General features: G+C 45.9%; 16 protein-coding genes. 12 read left to right on the plus strand and 4 right to left on the minus strand.

The window, feature by feature from the left end; all coding sequences use genetic code 11:
• Nucleotides 1–44: 44 nt before the first annotated feature.
• The gene (locus tag ACTRWF_RS09335; RefSeq protein WP_462835458.1) at nucleotides 45–2,192 is read right to left on the minus strand and encodes an exonuclease domain-containing protein; all 2,148 of its coding nucleotides are present in this window, start codon (nucleotides 2,190–2,192) and stop codon (nucleotides 45–47) included.
• 15 nt (nucleotides 2,193–2,207) lie between these two features.
• Between ACTRWF_RS09335 and ACTRWF_RS09340 the strand changes: the two genes are divergently transcribed.
• The 4 genes from ACTRWF_RS09340 (at nucleotide 2,208) to ACTRWF_RS09355 (ending at nucleotide 4,083) form a co-directional block, all read left to right on the plus strand.
• Nucleotides 2,208–2,462, plus strand: a complete 255-nt coding sequence (locus ACTRWF_RS09340; protein ID WP_462835459.1) for a hypothetical protein — start codon at nucleotides 2,208–2,210, stop codon at nucleotides 2,460–2,462.
• A gap of 278 nt (nucleotides 2,463–2,740) precedes the next feature.
• Nucleotides 2,741–2,932: a zinc ribbon domain-containing protein gene (locus tag ACTRWF_RS09345; protein WP_012520102.1), complete on the plus strand. Its 192-nt coding sequence runs from the start codon at nucleotides 2,741–2,743 to the stop codon at nucleotides 2,930–2,932.
• Entirely contained in the window at nucleotides 2,925–3,554 is a 630-nt protein-coding gene (locus ACTRWF_RS09350; protein ID WP_024017228.1) for a flavin reductase family protein, read from the plus strand. The genes ACTRWF_RS09345 and ACTRWF_RS09350 overlap by 8 nt, the downstream gene beginning before the upstream one ends.
• Nucleotides 3,555–3,789: 235 nt before the next feature.
• Nucleotides 3,790–4,083: a high-potential iron-sulfur protein gene (locus ACTRWF_RS09355; RefSeq protein ID WP_012520104.1), complete on the plus strand. Its 294-nt coding sequence runs from the start codon at nucleotides 3,790–3,792 to the stop codon at nucleotides 4,081–4,083.
• Nucleotides 4,084–4,179: 96 nt separating this feature from the next.
• Here the strand turns inward: ACTRWF_RS09355 and ACTRWF_RS09360 are convergent, their stop codons facing one another.
• Both ACTRWF_RS09360 and ACTRWF_RS09365 read right to left on the minus strand, forming a co-directional pair.
• A complete protein-coding gene (locus ACTRWF_RS09360; RefSeq protein WP_462835460.1) occupies nucleotides 4,180–5,814 on the minus strand; it encodes an amidase in 1,635 nt (544 codons plus the stop codon).
• A 140-nt stretch (nucleotides 5,815–5,954) separates the two neighbouring features.
• The gene (locus tag ACTRWF_RS09365) at nucleotides 5,955–6,710 is read right to left on the minus strand and encodes a substrate-binding periplasmic protein (RefSeq protein ID WP_015068446.1); all 756 of its coding nucleotides are present in this window, start codon (nucleotides 6,708–6,710) and stop codon (nucleotides 5,955–5,957) included.
• A gap of 219 nt (nucleotides 6,711–6,929) precedes the next feature.
• Here ACTRWF_RS09365 and prmA point away from each other — a divergent pair, with 219 nt between their 5' ends.
• The 7 genes from prmA (at nucleotide 6,930) to ACTRWF_RS09400 (ending at nucleotide 14,791) form a co-directional block, all read left to right on the plus strand.
• Nucleotides 6,930–7,808 (plus strand): 50S ribosomal protein L11 methyltransferase, encoded by an 879-nt coding sequence (gene prmA / locus ACTRWF_RS09370; protein ID WP_012520107.1) that lies wholly within the window; start codon nucleotides 6,930–6,932, stop codon nucleotides 7,806–7,808.
• Nucleotides 7,809–8,156: 348 nt separating this feature from the next.
• Entirely contained in the window at nucleotides 8,157–9,155 is a 999-nt protein-coding gene (gene dusB, locus ACTRWF_RS09375) for a tRNA dihydrouridine synthase DusB (RefSeq protein ID WP_012520108.1), read from the plus strand.
• A 30-nt stretch (nucleotides 9,156–9,185) separates the two neighbouring features.
• Nucleotides 9,186–9,479, plus strand: coding sequence for a DNA-binding transcriptional regulator Fis (gene fis / locus ACTRWF_RS09380; protein WP_012520109.1), 294 nt, complete (start codon nucleotides 9,186–9,188; stop codon nucleotides 9,477–9,479).
• 82 nt (nucleotides 9,480–9,561) lie between these two features.
• A complete protein-coding gene (gene purH / locus ACTRWF_RS09385; protein WP_024017231.1) occupies nucleotides 9,562–11,160 on the plus strand; it encodes a bifunctional phosphoribosylaminoimidazolecarboxamide formyltransferase/IMP cyclohydrolase in 1,599 nt (532 codons plus the stop codon).
• A gap of 285 nt (nucleotides 11,161–11,445) precedes the next feature.
• Nucleotides 11,446–12,261 carry a class I SAM-dependent methyltransferase gene (locus ACTRWF_RS09390; protein ID WP_015068450.1) on the plus strand — a complete coding sequence of 272 codons (816 nt, stop codon included), beginning with the start codon at nucleotides 11,446–11,448 and terminating at the stop codon, nucleotides 12,259–12,261.
• A gap of 27 nt (nucleotides 12,262–12,288) precedes the next feature.
• Nucleotides 12,289–13,581, plus strand: coding sequence for a phosphoribosylamine--glycine ligase (gene purD, locus ACTRWF_RS09395; RefSeq protein WP_348669995.1), 1,293 nt, complete (start codon nucleotides 12,289–12,291; stop codon nucleotides 13,579–13,581).
• 457 nt (nucleotides 13,582–14,038) lie between these two features.
• A complete protein-coding gene (locus ACTRWF_RS09400) occupies nucleotides 14,039–14,791 on the plus strand; it encodes a glucosaminidase domain-containing protein (RefSeq protein WP_462835461.1) in 753 nt (250 codons plus the stop codon).
• A 170-nt stretch (nucleotides 14,792–14,961) separates the two neighbouring features.
• On the opposite strand, the gene ACTRWF_RS09405 is transcribed toward ACTRWF_RS09400, so the two are convergent.
• Nucleotides 14,962–15,723, minus strand: a complete 762-nt coding sequence (locus ACTRWF_RS09405) for a sugar-binding protein (protein WP_015068453.1) — start codon at nucleotides 15,721–15,723, stop codon at nucleotides 14,962–14,964.
• A 157-nt stretch (nucleotides 15,724–15,880) separates the two neighbouring features.
• Between ACTRWF_RS09405 and ACTRWF_RS09410 the strand changes: the two genes are divergently transcribed.
• Nucleotides 15,881–16,816, plus strand: coding sequence for an ion transporter (locus ACTRWF_RS09410; protein ID WP_462835462.1), 936 nt, complete (start codon nucleotides 15,881–15,883; stop codon nucleotides 16,814–16,816).
• Nucleotides 16,817–16,823: the final 7 nt, after the last annotated feature.

Below are 16,823 nucleotides of genomic sequence, written 5' to 3' on the forward strand. Positions count from 1 at the left end.
TCATTTCGTTCAGTTATGGCCCGTGAAAAGCGCCTGCGATAAAGCTAAACATTATCACCAACACTGAAGCCTTCATCATCTTTCTCAAATGCTAGCTTAAGAAGCTCTGCAGCCGCTTTAGCGTCGCTTAGCGCGCGGTGATGTTGCTCCATGTCGATATGAAAATGCTTAGTCAGGTTTGCCAATGAATAAGAAGATAACCCCGGGTGGGTGCGGCGCATCTCCCGCACAGTACACATTTTAGGCCGCCTGAACGACTGCTCTAATCTCGCAAATTCCTGTTTAATAAACCCATAGTCAAAATTTACGTTATGCGCGACAAACACAGCATCTTCGGTAAAGCTGGCGATATGATCGGCTACTTCTGCGAAAAGCGGTGCATCGGCAACCATATCGTCAGAGATACCCGTAAGACGCGTGATACTACTTGGTATTCGTCGCTGTGGGCTGAGTAAGGTTTGAAACCTATCTACCTCTTTTCCCCCAACTAGCTTAACCATGCCTATTTCAGTAATACGGTTATAGCTGTTATTCCCGCCCGTAGTTTCAATGTCTACCACAACATAGGGCTGCGCTGGGTCGCGAACCCAATTTACCGTGGTAACAGCCACGTCGAATCCGGCTTGCTGTAGACGCTGAATAGAAACCAATTGATTCCGGCGCAGTTGATCGCCCGGCGCCTTTATTTCTTCAAAGCGAAGCGAATCATCCAATACCATAATATCGGGAAAACCGTCTCGCAGGCTTTCAAAGTCTTTGCTCATCATGCGAAGTAATGCGTATATCGCACTCAGCGAACCGTGCTCTATAAGCGCCTCAATAGGAGTCAGCAAATGGCTCGACCACATAAATAAGCTGTTTACTTTACCGTAGTGTTGGGTCGCCATTTTATGTATGTGAAAGCGCAGCTTTTCTTTGCTATCAAGCGCATCGAGTAAAGTCTCGATGCTATCTTCAAACTTTGCATAAAAATTATTTTGCTTCAGCGACAGCGGCCTTCTATCAAATTCCGTGACCAGAGTATCTTCTTCATAAAGCTGCTTCCAAAAAGTGAGGCCAAACAAACTGCGCCATAAACGGTTCTCTGTTCGCCACCCTTGAACTCCCTGTCTGGCATAATGCGCCAGCACTCCCCGCTCTACCTGCTGATTTTGACTAACATCTATGGCTAAGGTTCTACTTGCGTTTCTCAGCATGTCGGTAACGGTGCTGGTGCGCTTTTTATGATATTTGCGGGCATAAAAGTCTTCCGCAAAAGCCAGCAAGGTATCTGACTGGGGATTATCTATGATGTGCTCTAAAGCGCGTCGAACTTCACCGTCGTTACCGTCTTTATAGCTTTCTCTTAGCCACTTTTCTTTTGCTTTATCGCTTTGCGCTAATGCCAGTATGTTAAGCCCCTTATCGCGGTTAACCTCAAGTACTTTAAGCCCTAGTGCGTAAAGTAGCTGGTCGCGATAAAAACTGGCTGACACCCCTTCTGTTTCTGGGAATTCGCTATCTGCAAGCGATAACAATGTCTCATGGTTATAGAAGGCAAGCTGGCTTGAATGATTGGCATAAAACCACGCGGCCAGTGCATCGTCTTTACTTTCAAAGCGCGCGGTGTCGGTAACAGAATCAGAGCGTGTTCTCATTACCCCAAGGTCGCGCATAGAAAACTGATTTAAACGGCTTTTTGTGTTACCAAAATAAATAAACAATAAGAAGCGCAGGGCACTATCGAATAAACACACTAAGTAGCTTTCAAGTGAAAAACTTTCTGGCCATCCTCGGGCAGTAATTTGCTCACTAAGTAAGTTGACGAGTTTAGGTTTTCTCTGAGAAGCAAGACCTTGAATGCTGCCGTATTCTGACAAAAGCGCGAGCAGGGCATCTTTTGTCAAAACCCCAGCAATGTCATTAAGCGTAGCGTGAGTTAAATCGCCAAACCAGCCGTCCTTAATTAAACAGTCAATTTGATGTTGAGGGGCAACAATTTCACCATAATTGAACTGCATTCTATCTATCACTGCATATTTGCGATTAGCCGCGCGAACCACAATACACTGCTTGTCCTCATCAAGGGCTTTGAAACGCTGGATAAAGCGCACAGCTTCACTGCTTAATAACGACTGGCTCGCCCCTTCAAAGAACGCGAGAAATTCATGAAAATGTGTCAGGTAATAACGGGGCGGTAAATCTTTTCGCATGGTGCATCTTTGGCTATGAAATCGGCAACAGTGTATATTTATACAGCCCAATTAATCAAATTAAATACGCCTATTTTAGTTATTGATTCCCTGTTTAAACTCGCACTCGCTGTTTCGATACCCATTGAAAAAAAGCCGCAAGCTGCGAATCGTCTAATAGATGCTGTAAACTATTGTAGTGTTTGGCCAGCGCCATTTCATTGTAGAATCGGTGGACACCGCTATGACATTGCCGGCAAATATATATGCCGGATTGAAGCTCTGCTTTAGTGTAATGCTTTTTGAAATAGTTACGCCGATGCATTTTTTTGGGGATGAGATGATGAAACGTTAAACGGGTCTGTCTTTTACAGCACGGGCATACGCCTATCTTATTCACCACAATTCACCTTTAATAAAATCTACTTCCGTCTGCATCTAGCTTGCGTATGCCTAATCTCGCTCTCGCTTAGGCGCGCCTATCGCTTACACTTCTATGCCAGTGAGTAAATCCAGTCTTCTTTGCATTACGTAATAACACCAAATAATGATTACGAAGGCGAACTATTATGAGCTTAACCCGATCTATGGGCTTCTCTTGCCCCTACTGTATGGCACCAAACGATGTGGAAATAGATGAAGTTAACGACGTAGGTCAAGTACAGGTTCTTGATTGTCAGGTATGCTGCCAACCCATAGAGTTAACCGCATACCAAGACGCCGACGATATACACATTGAGGCAGAACGAGAGAATGACTAAGCAGTTTACTCGCAGTGATATAGATGCACTAGCGCAGCGCTATCGGGCCAACCTAATTAACAGCCTATCAGGTTTTAAGTCAGCTACCTTAGTTGGGACGAGTGACGGACAAACCAATAACCTGGCTATTGTCAGCTCTGTTGTTCACGTAGGCGCAAACCCTCCTCTTCTTGGCATGATCATGCGACCTCACACAGTAACGCGCGATACACTTAGCAATATTAAGCAACAAGGTTTCTACACACTCAATCATGTCTCAGCTGATTGGGTAGACAAAGCGCACCAAACCTCTGCACGCTACGCGCCAGAAGACAGTGAATTTGATGCCGTAGGCTTAACGCCTGTGTTTAGCGAAACGTTCAGTGCCCCTTACGTTAAGGAGAGTGAGATAAAAATGGGGCTTAAGGTAGCGCAACACTTTACCTTACTAAATGAAACCGAAATGGTCATTGGTGAGATTCAAGAACTTTTTCTGCCTGAAGAAATTATTGATACCGAAGGTTACGCCGATATCGAACAAGCGAAAACAGCGTGCATCTCCGGGCTAGACAGCTATCACGGTACCTCGCGTATCGCACAGTTTGCCTACGCTAAGCCGGGCGTAGATTTATCGCAAAAATGAACCTTTTAGCGCAACTTCGGTCTTATTTGCATCAATAAGGGTTGCTACTGCCATATCGAACTCTGAAGTTTATTTAATCTAGATCAAAGGAAAATACGACTTTTCGTTCGATCTTTTTTCAAAAAGAGATAGTATTTAGATATGTAATAAAACCTGCCTCTTTGGGCAGGTTTTTGCGTTTAAAGCGCCGAATAAAAAAGAATCATTATCGTTTCTATCCCTTAAGGAGAATGTTATGAAATCTGTAAACCGCCGAGATTTCTTGAAGTTATCAGGCTCTACAGTTATAGGTCTGACGCTAGGTGGTGTAGCGTTGCGCGCACAAGCTCAAGAACAGCTAAGTGCCGACGACCCAACAGCGAAAGCATTAAACTACACACCGTCGTCTACCGTTGAAGGTTCAAAGTGCGCTAACTGCATGTACGTGCAGGGAGCTGATGGTGAACAATACCGTCCTTGTAACATTTTCCCTAATAAGCTGGTAAATGCGGATGGCTGGTGTAGTGCTTGGGTTAAAAAGCCGGGCTAAGATAGCGGCCACGCTGATAGACGATTGAAAGCCCTCGATATTATCGAGGGCTTTTTTATTGCTTGAAGGATGTATTCACTCCCTTGCGGCAAATGCTTAACGAGGGTCGCTAAGGCCTGCTTCTATACCTTTTAAACGCGGGTTATCAAAGCGCGTGGGTAATAAACCGGGCTTGATAAAAAAGCCGTGTTTTGCTTCAAAAATGCTGCCTATTTCTAGCACTTTCTTATCTTGCCATTTGCCGCCTATGAAACTAATGCCTACCGGAAGATCTTTTACTTGCCCAGCAGGCACAGTTAAATGCGGATAACCGGCAATAGCGGCCAAATACCCAATACCGATGAAGCCCACTGGTGAGTGGTCGCCATATACGCCATCAATTAAAAATGAAGGGCTATTCGAAGGTGCAACCAATACGTCAACATTGTGCTTTGACAATAAGGCGTCTATACCGTTTTCCCCAGCGGTATCTCGGATAAGACGCAGTGCACGTTTGTATTCGTCACTGTCGATAGCAGAAGAGGCTAAGGACTTCTCAAAGATATCTTGGTCAAATAGCGCTAACTCTCTGGGTGTAGCCTGGTTGAACTCGATGAGCTCAGACAGATTTTTAGCGGGAAGCGATGCAGGAGAGTTCGACAGGTACTCGTTAATGCTGTGATGGAACTCGCTTAGCAACACATTGTATGAATCTGCCCAAAAGGAATCCGGCTGAGAAAAATCACTGATATCTACGAGGGTTGCACCAGATGCTTCCAACTGCTTTAACGCTTTTTCATAAACAGCCAATACGTGAGGGTTATCACCTTGTCGGTAGCGCACCACACCAATACGCTTACCTTTTAAGTCTGTGGCAAGCAGCGACGAAGAGGGGACTTCAAGAAGGTGGTCGTCAGCGTTTTTAGTTGCGCTATCGTTTTTATCGGCGCCAGCCATAACTGAGGCCATTAACCACGCGTCTTGTACACTCGATGTCATTGGCCCAGCGGTGTCCTGGCTAAATGAGATAGGTACAATATGGGTTCTAGAAAGTAAACCTACGGTTGGTTTGAAACCTACCACTCCGTTAATAGAAGCTGGACAGATAATAGAGCCATTGGTTTCCGTACCCACGGCGAGGGACGCCAAGCGCAGCGACATAGCCGCTCCCGAGCCCGACGAGGAACCACAGGCACTTCTCGATAGCATGTGCGGGTTACGAGTAAGCCCGCCTACCGCGCTCCAACCACTTATTGATGATTCAGAGCGAAAATTTGCCCACTCCGATAAATTAGTTTTACCCAGAACAATGGCACCGGCTGCTTTCAGTTTTGCCACAATGGGTGCATTTCGCCCAGTGTTATTGTTAAGTAGCGCCATCGAGCCCGTCGTTGTAGGCAGTTCATCGCTTTCGATATTATCTTTCAGCAAAACAGGTATACCTGCTAACGGGCCCAGCGTCTTGCCGTTCGCCAGTTGCTTATCAATAGCATTCGCTTCTTCTAGCGCATTGGGGTTCACTGACAACACACTATTTACCTTGCCATCTAGCTGTTCAATACGCGCTAAATAACCTTTTACCAAGGCCGCAGACGTAATCTCGCCACTGGCAATAGCCTGTGCTTGCTGATGTGCGGGTTTACCCAAATAGTATTGCGTTTCGTTCGCTTGGTTTGAGTTAGAGGGGGTTGAGTGAGAAACACACGCCGTACAAATTACGGCAGCGACCAGTAAATACCACTGCTTCAACATAAATCTTTCCTTAACGCATAATCCCAGTGCCTGTTTTTTTACTGTTAAACAAAAACAGCAAGTCACAGACGTTAGAGTAATGATAGTTTGTTATACGTTGTATCAGAAATAGTTCACTGGCTACACAATAAAATGTGTATTTACTGAGTTACTGGGGTTGGCAGCTTATAAAGAAGATTATCCAGTTTATATTTATCTAGCAGCTTCTGATAACGCCCATCATCAATAAAAGCGTGAAGCGTGGCGTTAAATGTTGCTCTTAATTCTGGGTCAGGAATGGCGGCACTATAACTAGAGATAGGAAACAGTTCGTGAAAAACAATGTCGTCATCGGCATAGGCACGACTTTCAGACTTAAAGAAATTAAAGATATTTCTATCGAGAATAGCCACATCTACACTGCCTAGCATCAACATGTCTACTTGCCTATCTTGTCTTGCCATCTCTATATAGGTGGGCTGCGCTGAAACAATCTCACCAAAAGCTTCTCCAAGAAGTGACTGAGCGGTTTGAAAAGCAATAACACTTTTGCCACGCAAATCTTCAATACTATTTATTTCAAGCTTTCTATCAGCCCGAGTCACCGCGACGTTTTGATAAATAATATAGGGGTCTGTCAAGATAGCTTCATCTACGCTATGCGCTGAATTTAGCGTTAGGCCAATATCTACCGTGTTATCTTTAAGCAACCTACTCGTTCGCCCAAAGGGAACATAAATAGGAGACAGGCTATGGCCCATATCGGCCAAAATAGCGCGAATTAAATCGACTTCAAACCCCGAGTGCTCTTGTGAAATAACGTAAGGAGGCTTATTCCATCCAACCACCACGTCGACGTCCCTTGCGCTAGAAGGTATGACGGTAAACACTAAACACAGTAAAAAAAGTATACGCATACGGTTCCTATTGGGTTGAAAACCACACAGCCCGCTTCACTATAGGCGTTTTTTAACATCGCACAACTCGACAAAAGATTAACATTTTAATTATTTTTATTTATTAAGAATATGGCCTTGCCTCTTCCCTTACCTAACTTGTATCTTTTGGCTTACTTGCATTTTGTTTCATGCAATCCAAAGGTACAATAGCCTCAAAGGTCTCAACGAACGATAAATATGGCTTGGCTACAACTTAGAATAAACACCTCATCTGAATATGCAGAATCAGTTGGCGATATGCTTAGCGCCAATGGTTCTCAAGCTGTCACCTATGTCGATGCGAAAGACACCCCCATGTACGAACCCAAGCCGGGTGAAATAATGTTGTGGCCGGATACTCAGGTGGTAGGGTTATTTGAAGCGGATGCGGATATGAAAAGCATTCTGCAGCGCTTAGGGAAAGCGAAAGTGCTTGGGCCTGATTTCAAATACAAGCTAGAACCACTTGAAGACAAAGACTGGGAGCGGGAGTGGATGGACAACTTTCATCCAATGCAGTTTGGCGAGCGTTTATGGATTTGTCCAAGTTGGCGTGATGTACCCGACCCCGATGCCGTAAACGTTATGTTAGATCCAGGCCTTGCCTTTGGTACAGGTACACACCCTACCACGGCCCTTTGCTTACGTTGGTTAGACGGCATAGATATGGCCGGTAAAACAGTAGTCGACTTTGGCTGCGGCTCAGGTATTTTAGCCCTAGCAGCATTAAAGTTAGGTGCCGAGCGTGTAGTTGGAGTCGATATCGACCCTCAAGCGTTACAAGCAACGAAAGAAAATGCCCGCCGCAATGGTGTCGAAGACAGGCTCGATGTTTACCTTCCACAAGACCAGCCCGAGCTTGAAGCCGATGTGGTTATGGCTAATATATTGTCGGGCCCGCTTTTAGAGCTTCAAAGCGTGATTACCAACTACTGTAAATCTAAAGGGTTGCTTGTGCTCTCTGGCATACTTGCTGAACAAGTATCAAAGATAGAAGACGCTTACTCACAAGATATTGTTCTAGAACCAAGCGCGATTGATGGCGAATGGGCCAGAGTCTCGGGTTCGAAACGCTAAACCCTCTCGTTAATTCGGCAAATTTTTACACTACCGCCTTTTGCGAAAGGCGGCTTGTATTGAAAAAAACATTCAGAAAAAACAAACCCGCCCTGAATAGTTGTTAATTTTTTTCACATTACAGCCCTTTTAGCACGTGGGCTGTAAGACCTTCGTACAATAATTAAACTAAAAAATGCCGTTAGCTTACTAATGTGACAGTTTTTTTTCACTGTCAAGACCACCAAGTGAAATTTTGTGTGATTTTTAGCCTTTTCAAGTATTGCGAAAACACGTACACTTAGCGCCCCGTTTTAGCCGGGTGTATAATTTCTGTGCAGTTTTAGATGGCGAGCTATACAACTAACAATGCGAATTGGACCTTACGAGTTAGAAAACAATTTGATGTTGGCCCCCATGGCTGGCGTGACTGATAGACCGTTTCGTCAACTATGCAAACGCTTGGGTGCAGGGCTTGTTGTTTCCGAAATGCTTTCGAGTAATCCGAAGGTTTGGAACACTGCCAAGTCACAAGCGCGCATGAACCATGAGGGCGAAGAAGGCATTCGCTCTGTACAGATAGCTGGGGCAGACCCTGAGCTTATGGCTCAAGCAGCACAATTTAATGTAGATAACGGTGCGCAAATCATCGATATCAACATGGGTTGTCCTGCGAAAAAGGTCAACAAGAAGCTGGCAGGCTCTGCTTTGCTTCAGTACCCAGATACGGTGGAGGCAATCGTCAAAGCAGTCGTTAATGCTGTTGATGTACCCGTAACACTGAAAATTCGTACCGGCTGGAATCCAGAAAATCGCAATGGGGTAGAAATTGCCCGCATTGCAGAGCAAAACGGCATACAGTCGCTTGCAGTTCACGGCAGAACGCGAGCTTGTATGTATAAAGGAGAGGCTGAATACAGCACCATACGTCGAATAAAGGCGGCAATTTCAATTCCTGTTATTGCAAATGGTGATATTACCTCTCCACAGAAAGCACAAGAGGTGCTGAATTACACTGGTGCAGATGGCGTAATGATAGGTCGCGGCGCGCAAGGTAAGCCTTGGATATTCAACCAAATCCAACATTATCTTGAAACGGGCGAGAACCTAGCACCACCGCCGCTGTCAGAGCAATATGAGATTTTGCACGAGCACGTAGCCAATGTGCAGGATTTTTATGGCGACATAGCCGGTGTAAGAATTGCCCGTAAGCACGTGGGCTGGTATCTCTCGGAGCACGATACGGATCGTCAGTTTCGTAAAACGTTTAACGCTATCGATGATGCAAATGAGCAACTCGATGCACTAAATGCATATTTTCAAGCGCTGCAGACTCGAGAAACCCGACAGATTTCTCCCGCAGCATAGTGATGACTAACTTAAGAGCAACACAGTATTATGTTCGATCAAAACGTGACTTCACCTTTTACTACGACAGTAACTACGCCTTCACAAACGCAAGCGCAAAAGCCATTGCGTGACTCTGTAAAGCAAGCGGTTAACAAGTACCTAAAGCAATTAGATAACGCAAACATCGACAACCTGTACGAAATGGTACTGGCTGAAGTAGAAGCGCCGCTTCTAGAAGAAGTCATGACTTACACTCGCGGCAACCAAACACGCGCCGCTATCATGATGGGCATCAACCGTGGCACACTTCGCAAGAAGCTTAAGCAATACGGCATGAACTAAGATTCCAAGGGCTTCGCCCACCAAAGAGCACCAATCGGTGCTCTTTTTGTTTCAACACTACAACATTAGAAACTTAAAATTTATGCAAACACCAAAACCAATTAAACGTGCTCTTCTTAGTGTCTCTGATAAAACCGGTATCCTCGATTTCGCGACAGCGCTGCATAACGCTGGCGTTGAGCTTCTGTCGACGGGCGGTACCGCAAAACTCCTGGCTGAAGCTGGTTTACCTGTAAAAGAGGTGTCTGATCATACAGGTCACCCAGAGATTATGGCTGGTCGTGTTAAAACGCTTCACCCGAAAATTCATGGTGGTATTCTTGCTCGTCGCGGTGTTGACGAAGCGGTGATGGAAGAAAACAACATTGCGCCTATCGATCTTGTGGTGGTTAACCTTTACCCGTTTGCTGCAACCGTGGCAAACGAAGACTGCACGCTTGAAGATGCGATTGAAAATATTGATATCGGTGGCCCAACCATGGTTCGCGCGGCAGCTAAAAACCACAAAGACGTGACTATCGTGGTTAACGCGTCTGACTACTCTCGCGTTTTAGCTGAAATGAACGACAACAACGGCTCATTGACATACAGCACCCGTTTCGACCTAGCCATTAAAGCGTTCGAACACACGGCTGAATACGACGGTATGATTGCCAACTACTTTGGTGCGCGTTTAGACAGCACAGGATGCGAGGCAGACTGTGACCACCAGCACAGTGAATTCCCGCGCACCTACAACATGCAGCTGACTAAGAAGCAAGACCTTCGCTATGGTGAAAACAGCCACCAAGAAGCGGCGTTCTATGTTGAAAACAACATTCAAGAAGCGTCGGTTGCTACTGCTACGCAGCTTCAAGGTAAAGAACTGTCGTTTAACAATATTGCTGACACCGATGCAGCGCTAGAGTGCGTTAAAGAATTCGAAGAGCCAGCATGCGTTATCGTTAAGCACGCTAATCCATGTGGTGTTGCGATTGGCAACGATATTCTAACTGCCTACGATCGCGCGTTTAAAACAGACCCAACATCTGCGTTTGGCGGCATTATTGCGTTTAACCGCGAGCTTGATGCGAAAACAGCACAAGCGATTGTTGACCGACAATTTGTAGAAGTGATTATTGCGCCAACAGTTAGTGATGAAGCGAAAGAAGTAGTAAGCGCGAAGAAAAATGTACGTCTTCTAGCATGTGGCGACTGGGCAGGTCAGCTTACTGAAGGTTATGACTTCAAGCGTGTCAACGGCGGCTTATTAGTACAAGAGCGCGACTTCGGCATGGTTGAAATGGAAGACCTAGAAGTTGTGACTAAGCGTAAACCAAGCGAAGACGAACTACGCGACCTTATGTTCTGCTGGAAAGTCGCAAAATACGTGAAGTCTAACGCGATTGTTTACTGCAAAGACGGCATGACAGTAGGCGTGGGCGCAGGCCAAATGAGCCGCGTGTATTCGGCAAAAATTGCCGGCATTAAAGCGGCAGATGAGAACCTAGAAGTGGCAGGCTCTGTTATGGCATCTGACGCTTTCTTCCCATTCCGCGATGGTATAGACGCTGCTGCTGAGGCGGGTATTAAAGCGGTTATTCAGCCAGGTGGCTCTATGCGCGACCAAGAAGTGATTGATGCCGCTGACGAACACGGCATTGCCATGGTGTTCACAGGTATGCGTCACTTCCGTCACTAAGAAGCATAGAAAGCATCTTGTGAGGGGTGATTAACGCTTTACTAAACACGCAGTATGCCAATATTTTAAAGCATACTGCGTGCTTTATTCCCCCTCATCAAACCAACGCGTGTATTTCAAATTTTCTGGTATCTTAGCGACAAAATCGCGAATTTCTCTGCTAAGGCGTAAGTGCAAATAAGGGTTAGCTGATAGGCTTGATCTAACCTGTGGTAATTTGTAGTAATAGTGTTACTAATAAATGTTATGTTATTTGCCTACCCTCGACAGAAAAAGGAAATAAGAATGAAAAAGTTAGCCCAAATTGTGTTAGCTGCAACACTTGGTGTAACAGCAACCTATGCCAGTGCCGATGCTATTTCTGACGCCGTGACGAGCGATATCCGCTCTGATAAAGCCAAAGTGCGCGACGAATATCGCAATCCGCAGCAAACCTTGCGCTTCTTTGGCCTTAAGCCAAACATGACCGTTGTGGAAATCTCGCCAGGCGGTGGCTGGTATGCAGACATTCTTTATTCTGTTGTAAAAGAAAACGGTAAATACGTTGCAGCACACTTCTATGTTGATGAAGAAACCAGTGGCTACTACAAAAAGTCAGTGGAAGGCTTTAAAGAAAAAATGAAGCCAGGCATGAAGTACGAAGGTGCAGAACTTACTGCGTTCGACCCTATGAAAGCGCTAGATATTAGTGAAGCTGGAAGTGCTGATATGGTGCTAACCTTTCGCAACGTACACAACTGGTACATGCGTAACGGTGACGAAGGTATCGACAACGCATTTGGCGCTTTCTTCAAAGCACTTAAGCCAGGCGGTGTGTTAGGTGTAGTAGAGCACGAGCTGCCTGAAAGCGCTGATGATGAAGCGATGAAGAAAAGTGGCTACATGAAGCGTTCATACGTTGTGGCTGCTGCAGAAAAAGCAGGTTTTGTACTTGAAGCAAGTAGCGATGTAAACGCAAACCCAATGGATAGTGCCGACCACCCGAAAGGTGTGTGGACGCTTCCTCCGCGTTTGGCGCTTGACGATGAAGACCGCGAAAAGTACATGGCGATTGGCGAGAGCAATCGCATGACGCTAAAATTCACCAAACCAAAATCATAATATTAAACACTCAAAACGGAACAGTTAATGAACGTACTTGTAATTGGCGGCGGTGGCCGCGAACACGCGCTAGCGTTTAAAGCAGCGCAGTCTTCTGATGTTTCAACAGTATTTGTAGCACCGGGTAATGCCGGCACCGCTACAGAGCCTAAGCTTGAGAACGTAGCGATTGATGTAAACGACATCGCGGGCTTGGTTTCTTTTGCACAAGGCAATGATGTTGCACTTACTATTGTAGGCCCAGAAGCGCCGCTAGTTGCAGGTGTAGTAGACGCGTTCACTAACGCGGGTTTAATGATTTTTGGCCCCACTCAAGCTGCCGCGCAGCTTGAGGGTTCAAAAGCTTTCACCAAAGACTTCTTGGCTCGCCACAGTATTCCTACGGCTGAGTATCAAAACTTCACGGAAATTGACCCTGCGATTGCCTATGTTCGCGAGAAAGGCGCGCCAATCGTAGTGAAAGCTGACGGTCTTGCTGCCGGTAAAGGCGTTATCGTTGCGATGACCCTTGAAGAAGCTGAGGATGCTATTCGCGATATGCTAGCGGGCAATGCCTTTGGCGAAGCGGGCAGCCGCGTAGTTATTGAAGAGTTCCTAGACGGCGAAGAAGCGTCGTTTATTGTTATGGTAGACGGTAAGAACGTCCTGCCTTTTGCCACCAGCCAAGACCACAAACGTGCAGCTGACGGCGATAAAGGGCCAAACACGGGCGGTATGGGTGCCTATTCACCGGCTCCGGTTGTAACACAGGACATTCACGACCGCATTATGCAAGAAGTGATTATGCCAACGGTTGATGGCATGGCCGCTGAAGGCAACGATTATGTTGGCTTTTTATATGCGGGGCTAATGATTATGGCCGACGGTACACCAAAGGTCATTGAATACAACTGCCGCTTTGGCGACCCAGAAACCCAGCCTATTATGCTTCGCTTAAAATCTGATTTGGTTCCACTTTGCCAAGCAGCGTGCAAAGGCGAACTTGCTGGCAAAACGATAGAGTTTGATGAGCGCGCGTCGGTAGGTGTTGTGCTTGCAGCTGGCGGCTACCCGGGTAGCTACGACAAAGGCGACGTGATTACCGGTTTTGAAGAAGCCGCTAAGTTAGATGGAAAGGTTTTTCATGCTGGCACAGCCCTTCAAGATGGAGATGTAGTGACCGCCGGTGGCCGCGTACTTTGTGCAACTGCGTTAGGTAATAACGTAACTGAAGCGCAGCAAAAAGCCTACGAGCTGCTAAAAACCATTCAATTTAAAGATGTATACTATCGCACTGACATTGCACACCGTGCAATTGCCCGTGAAGCTGAAGCCAAGTAGCCGAAAGCCTCATAGAAAGTGCTAAATGAACGCAGCTTAACGCTGCGTTCTTACACAATTACATAAAGCCAGGGTGTGAATTCTACGCCCCCACTTCTACATTTACCACTCACTCACCATGCTAACGTGCAGTAAACGCAGAAATTGTAGTTTCCCAGCTACATATCACTGTTTAACCTGATACTAACGCTCAACACAAAAGAAAACTCGCGCTCAGTACATAAGCAATAAGGTATTGAATTTCACATCGAGTCTGATTTGGTAATTGCCGATAGTACTGTATACATTATAAATCTTTAATTTACTGGCTCTCTCCATATGTTGCAGCGCAGACAAGAACCTGTATGGTATTAATATCAATCCGCATAGATGATTAACCACTTAGCGAGATTTAATAAACTCAGGTAGTCCGCTTAAAAAGCGTATTATTTCATTCTAATAAAAGAGGTATCACCTGATGTCGAACACTAAACTTATTGCTGTGTTGCTTGTAGCAGTAGTGGCGAGTACCGCAGCGTGGTTCGCCTTTTTTGCCAAAGAGTCTGCTCCAGACTTTACTGCTTATGCCGCAGGCCCTGACCGAAAAGCGGCATTTTTTGAGTATTTCACTCCTATTGTAGTCGAGGTGAACAAAGAGCTAGCCACCGACAGGGAGCAAATTCAAAGTTCATGCAACGCGGATGAAGCAGACAATCTAGACCAGTTCCTGACAAAGTTTCGCGTTGACGATGCTGACCTTGAACGGGAGTCAGCCTGCGAGGTGTTGTTAAGGCGTGCCGACATTGTTCCTGCGTCGTTAGCTATTGCACAAGCAGCGAATGAAAGTGCATGGGGTGCCTCTCGTTTTGCAAAATTAGGGAACAACTTTTTTGGTCAGTGGTGCTTCTCTAAGGGCTGCGGTATCGTTCCAAAATCGCGTGACACTGACAAAAATCATGAAGTAGCTGATTTCCGTTCGCCTGCCGACTCAGTAGAAAGCTACATGCTAAATTTAAACACCCACGATGCTTACAAACCATTGCGTAACATTCGCCAATCCCTACGTGAAGACGACAAGGCTGTCACCGGGGTTGCGCTTAGCTATGGCTTAGGGAAGTATTCTGAGCGTGGCGATGAATATGGAAAAGAAATACGTGAGATGATCAGTTTTAATAAACTTGCAGTGCTGGACAAGTTAGATCTGAGTAAGCAGGAAGGCGAAGACAATTAACTCAACCAGCTAGAGCGTGACGAGCTCTGTTGCGCATTTTCTTATCGCCAAATGGCATGGCTTTTAGCCAAGGAGAGTGATTGCAAATTAAAAAGGAGTGGCATTTCTGCGACTCCTTTCAATTACGCGCAGCAAGTCAATCAATTAAAGTAGCGACAAATTATGGTTCACTACTTTGTCAGCTTCACCTTTCCAAACACCGACGCATCTTTATACCCCAAGTTTTTATCGCCGTTTACTGGGGTGATCTCATGAGAGCCTAAAAAGTGCTCTCTGTCGCCACCATCCGCATCGCAATAGGCAAGCATAAAGCCAAGTGTCATGCCTTTTTTTAAGGTTACTGGTGAATTGTCTTTCCCGTACTGATAGCTATCATCAAATACACGTACCGCTGCTTCCCAATGAATCTTATGAGGCGCCAATATATCTCGCTGCCATTTGTTCTCTACGTGATCATTGTAGAGTTGTGGTACAGCCTCTCCTGCTTCGTTTGGACCTATATCAACAACCTGATTATCTAACGCTAAGTGATAGGCAAACGCATTGTAGTTATTAAAGTGATCGCCACCAGAGGCGTCTGCATCAATGAAAATTTCTAAACAGTCATCATCCCAATAACGTTCAAGGGGATTGGCATAGGTATCTGAGAGGTGATCGTCTTGTATTTCTGCCAACAGATACAGCGCATCCTTGTTCCATCGCAGTTTATATCGACCAGAAAAATCACCGGACTCAGGAGCCGAGCCCCACATAAGCGACGTCATATCATGCCAATCGCCCCCTTTCCATGCAGCGTCATTGGCTACACCATCTATAACAGGTGGCGTTGATGAAAAAAGTACGCTGTCAGACTTAGCTTGTGCTGTGGGCACAGACATAGCCACAAGCAGTGCCGAGGTTAGTACTGACCCTAAATGTTTTGCACTTTTCAATTGGATACGCTCTTTGTTTGCTTATTTGTATTTTAAACTACCACGTTTTGACCCCATCCGCGCTTGAAAATAGCGCCGAACACCTCCTTCTTTTTTAGAAGCATTACCAATTTGCAACGGTAATTGGTATAAAAAGGACATTCGTTCCCTGACTACCATGGCTATGTCATTTCAAAACGCGTGCTATCACATCCTTGCGCCTGCCAGCGAGGCTCACGAGTACAAAAAGCTCAGCAAAATATTTGATGTATTTCTTATCGCGCTAATTATCGTAAATGTAGCGGCCATGATGCTAGAAACCGTACCGGGCATCCCTGCTGTTTGGCAGCATGAGCTTCATATTATCGAAATAGTGTCGGTACTGATATTCACCGTTGAGTACTTGCTTCGCCTATACAGCAGCGCTTCGGCGCCGAATCGCCCTTCCCGCGCACAAACTACGCCTTGGCAGAAGCGTTGGGCTTATATAAAAAGCCCTATGGCGCTGGTCGATTTAATGGCGATTTTGCCTTTTTACCTAAGCGTGTTCGTGGCCTTTGATTTACGTATTTTACGGGTATTTAGGGTACTGCGAATTTTGAAAATTGGGCGCTATTCCCGTTCAATGCAAACCCTTGTCACCGTTTTGCGCAACGAATCTCATAGCCTTATTGCTGCAATCAGCGTACTCCTGCTGTTTACCGTCATTGCGGCAACCTGCATTTACTATATCGAGCACACCGCCCAACCCGACGTTTTCAGCAGTATTCCTGCCTCATTGTGGTGGGCTCTGGTCACGCTCACTACGGTAGGCTATGGCGATGCCGTTCCCGTTACAGCGTTAGGCAAGGTATTTGGCGGGCTTATTACCATTTTGGGCATTTGCTTTTATGCACTGCCCGCAGGCATTTTATCGTCAAGCTATACCACCCAAATGCAGTTAAAGCGCGACCGGTTTAAAGACACGGTAAGAAGCGTATTGGACGATGGAAAGCTTAGTGAGCACGACGTACACCACCTTGAACACGTGCGAGCGCTACTGGATTTAGATGAAGAGGAGGCAAAGCTAATTGTGCGCTTATTGCAGCATCACCATAAAGGGCTAGACAATTGATTATACG

It is taken from the genome of Alteromonas sp. G5_S2_22_S1 (assembly GCF_054968525.1).

Coding starts and splice junctions, on each gene's coding strand:
- ACTRWF_RS09335 (WP_462835458.1), bottom strand. CDS start 2,192: ATGCGAAAAGATTTACCGCCCCGTTATTACCTGACACATTTTCATGAA.
- ACTRWF_RS09340 (WP_462835459.1), top strand. CDS start 2,208: ATGAAATCGGCAACAGTGTATATTTATACAGCCCAATTAATCAAATTA.
- ACTRWF_RS09345 (WP_012520102.1), top strand. CDS start 2,741: ATGAGCTTAACCCGATCTATGGGCTTCTCTTGCCCCTACTGTATGGCA.
- ACTRWF_RS09350 (WP_024017228.1), top strand. CDS start 2,925: ATGACTAAGCAGTTTACTCGCAGTGATATAGATGCACTAGCGCAGCGC.
- ACTRWF_RS09355 (WP_012520104.1), top strand. CDS start 3,790: ATGAAATCTGTAAACCGCCGAGATTTCTTGAAGTTATCAGGCTCTACA.
- ACTRWF_RS09360 (WP_462835460.1), bottom strand. CDS start 5,814: ATGTTGAAGCAGTGGTATTTACTGGTCGCTGCCGTAATTTGTACGGCG.
- ACTRWF_RS09365 (WP_015068446.1), bottom strand. CDS start 6,710: ATGCGTATACTTTTTTTACTGTGTTTAGTGTTTACCGTCATACCTTCT.
- prmA (WP_012520107.1), top strand. CDS start 6,930: ATGGCTTGGCTACAACTTAGAATAAACACCTCATCTGAATATGCAGAA.
- dusB (WP_012520108.1), top strand. CDS start 8,157: ATGCGAATTGGACCTTACGAGTTAGAAAACAATTTGATGTTGGCCCCC.
- fis (WP_012520109.1), top strand. CDS start 9,186: ATGTTCGATCAAAACGTGACTTCACCTTTTACTACGACAGTAACTACG.
- purH (WP_024017231.1), top strand. CDS start 9,562: ATGCAAACACCAAAACCAATTAAACGTGCTCTTCTTAGTGTCTCTGAT.
- ACTRWF_RS09390 (WP_015068450.1), top strand. CDS start 11,446: ATGAAAAAGTTAGCCCAAATTGTGTTAGCTGCAACACTTGGTGTAACA.
- purD (WP_348669995.1), top strand. CDS start 12,289: ATGAACGTACTTGTAATTGGCGGCGGTGGCCGCGAACACGCGCTAGCG.
- ACTRWF_RS09400 (WP_462835461.1), top strand. CDS start 14,039: ATGTCGAACACTAAACTTATTGCTGTGTTGCTTGTAGCAGTAGTGGCG.
- ACTRWF_RS09410 (WP_462835462.1), top strand. CDS start 15,881: ATGGCTATGTCATTTCAAAACGCGTGCTATCACATCCTTGCGCCTGCC.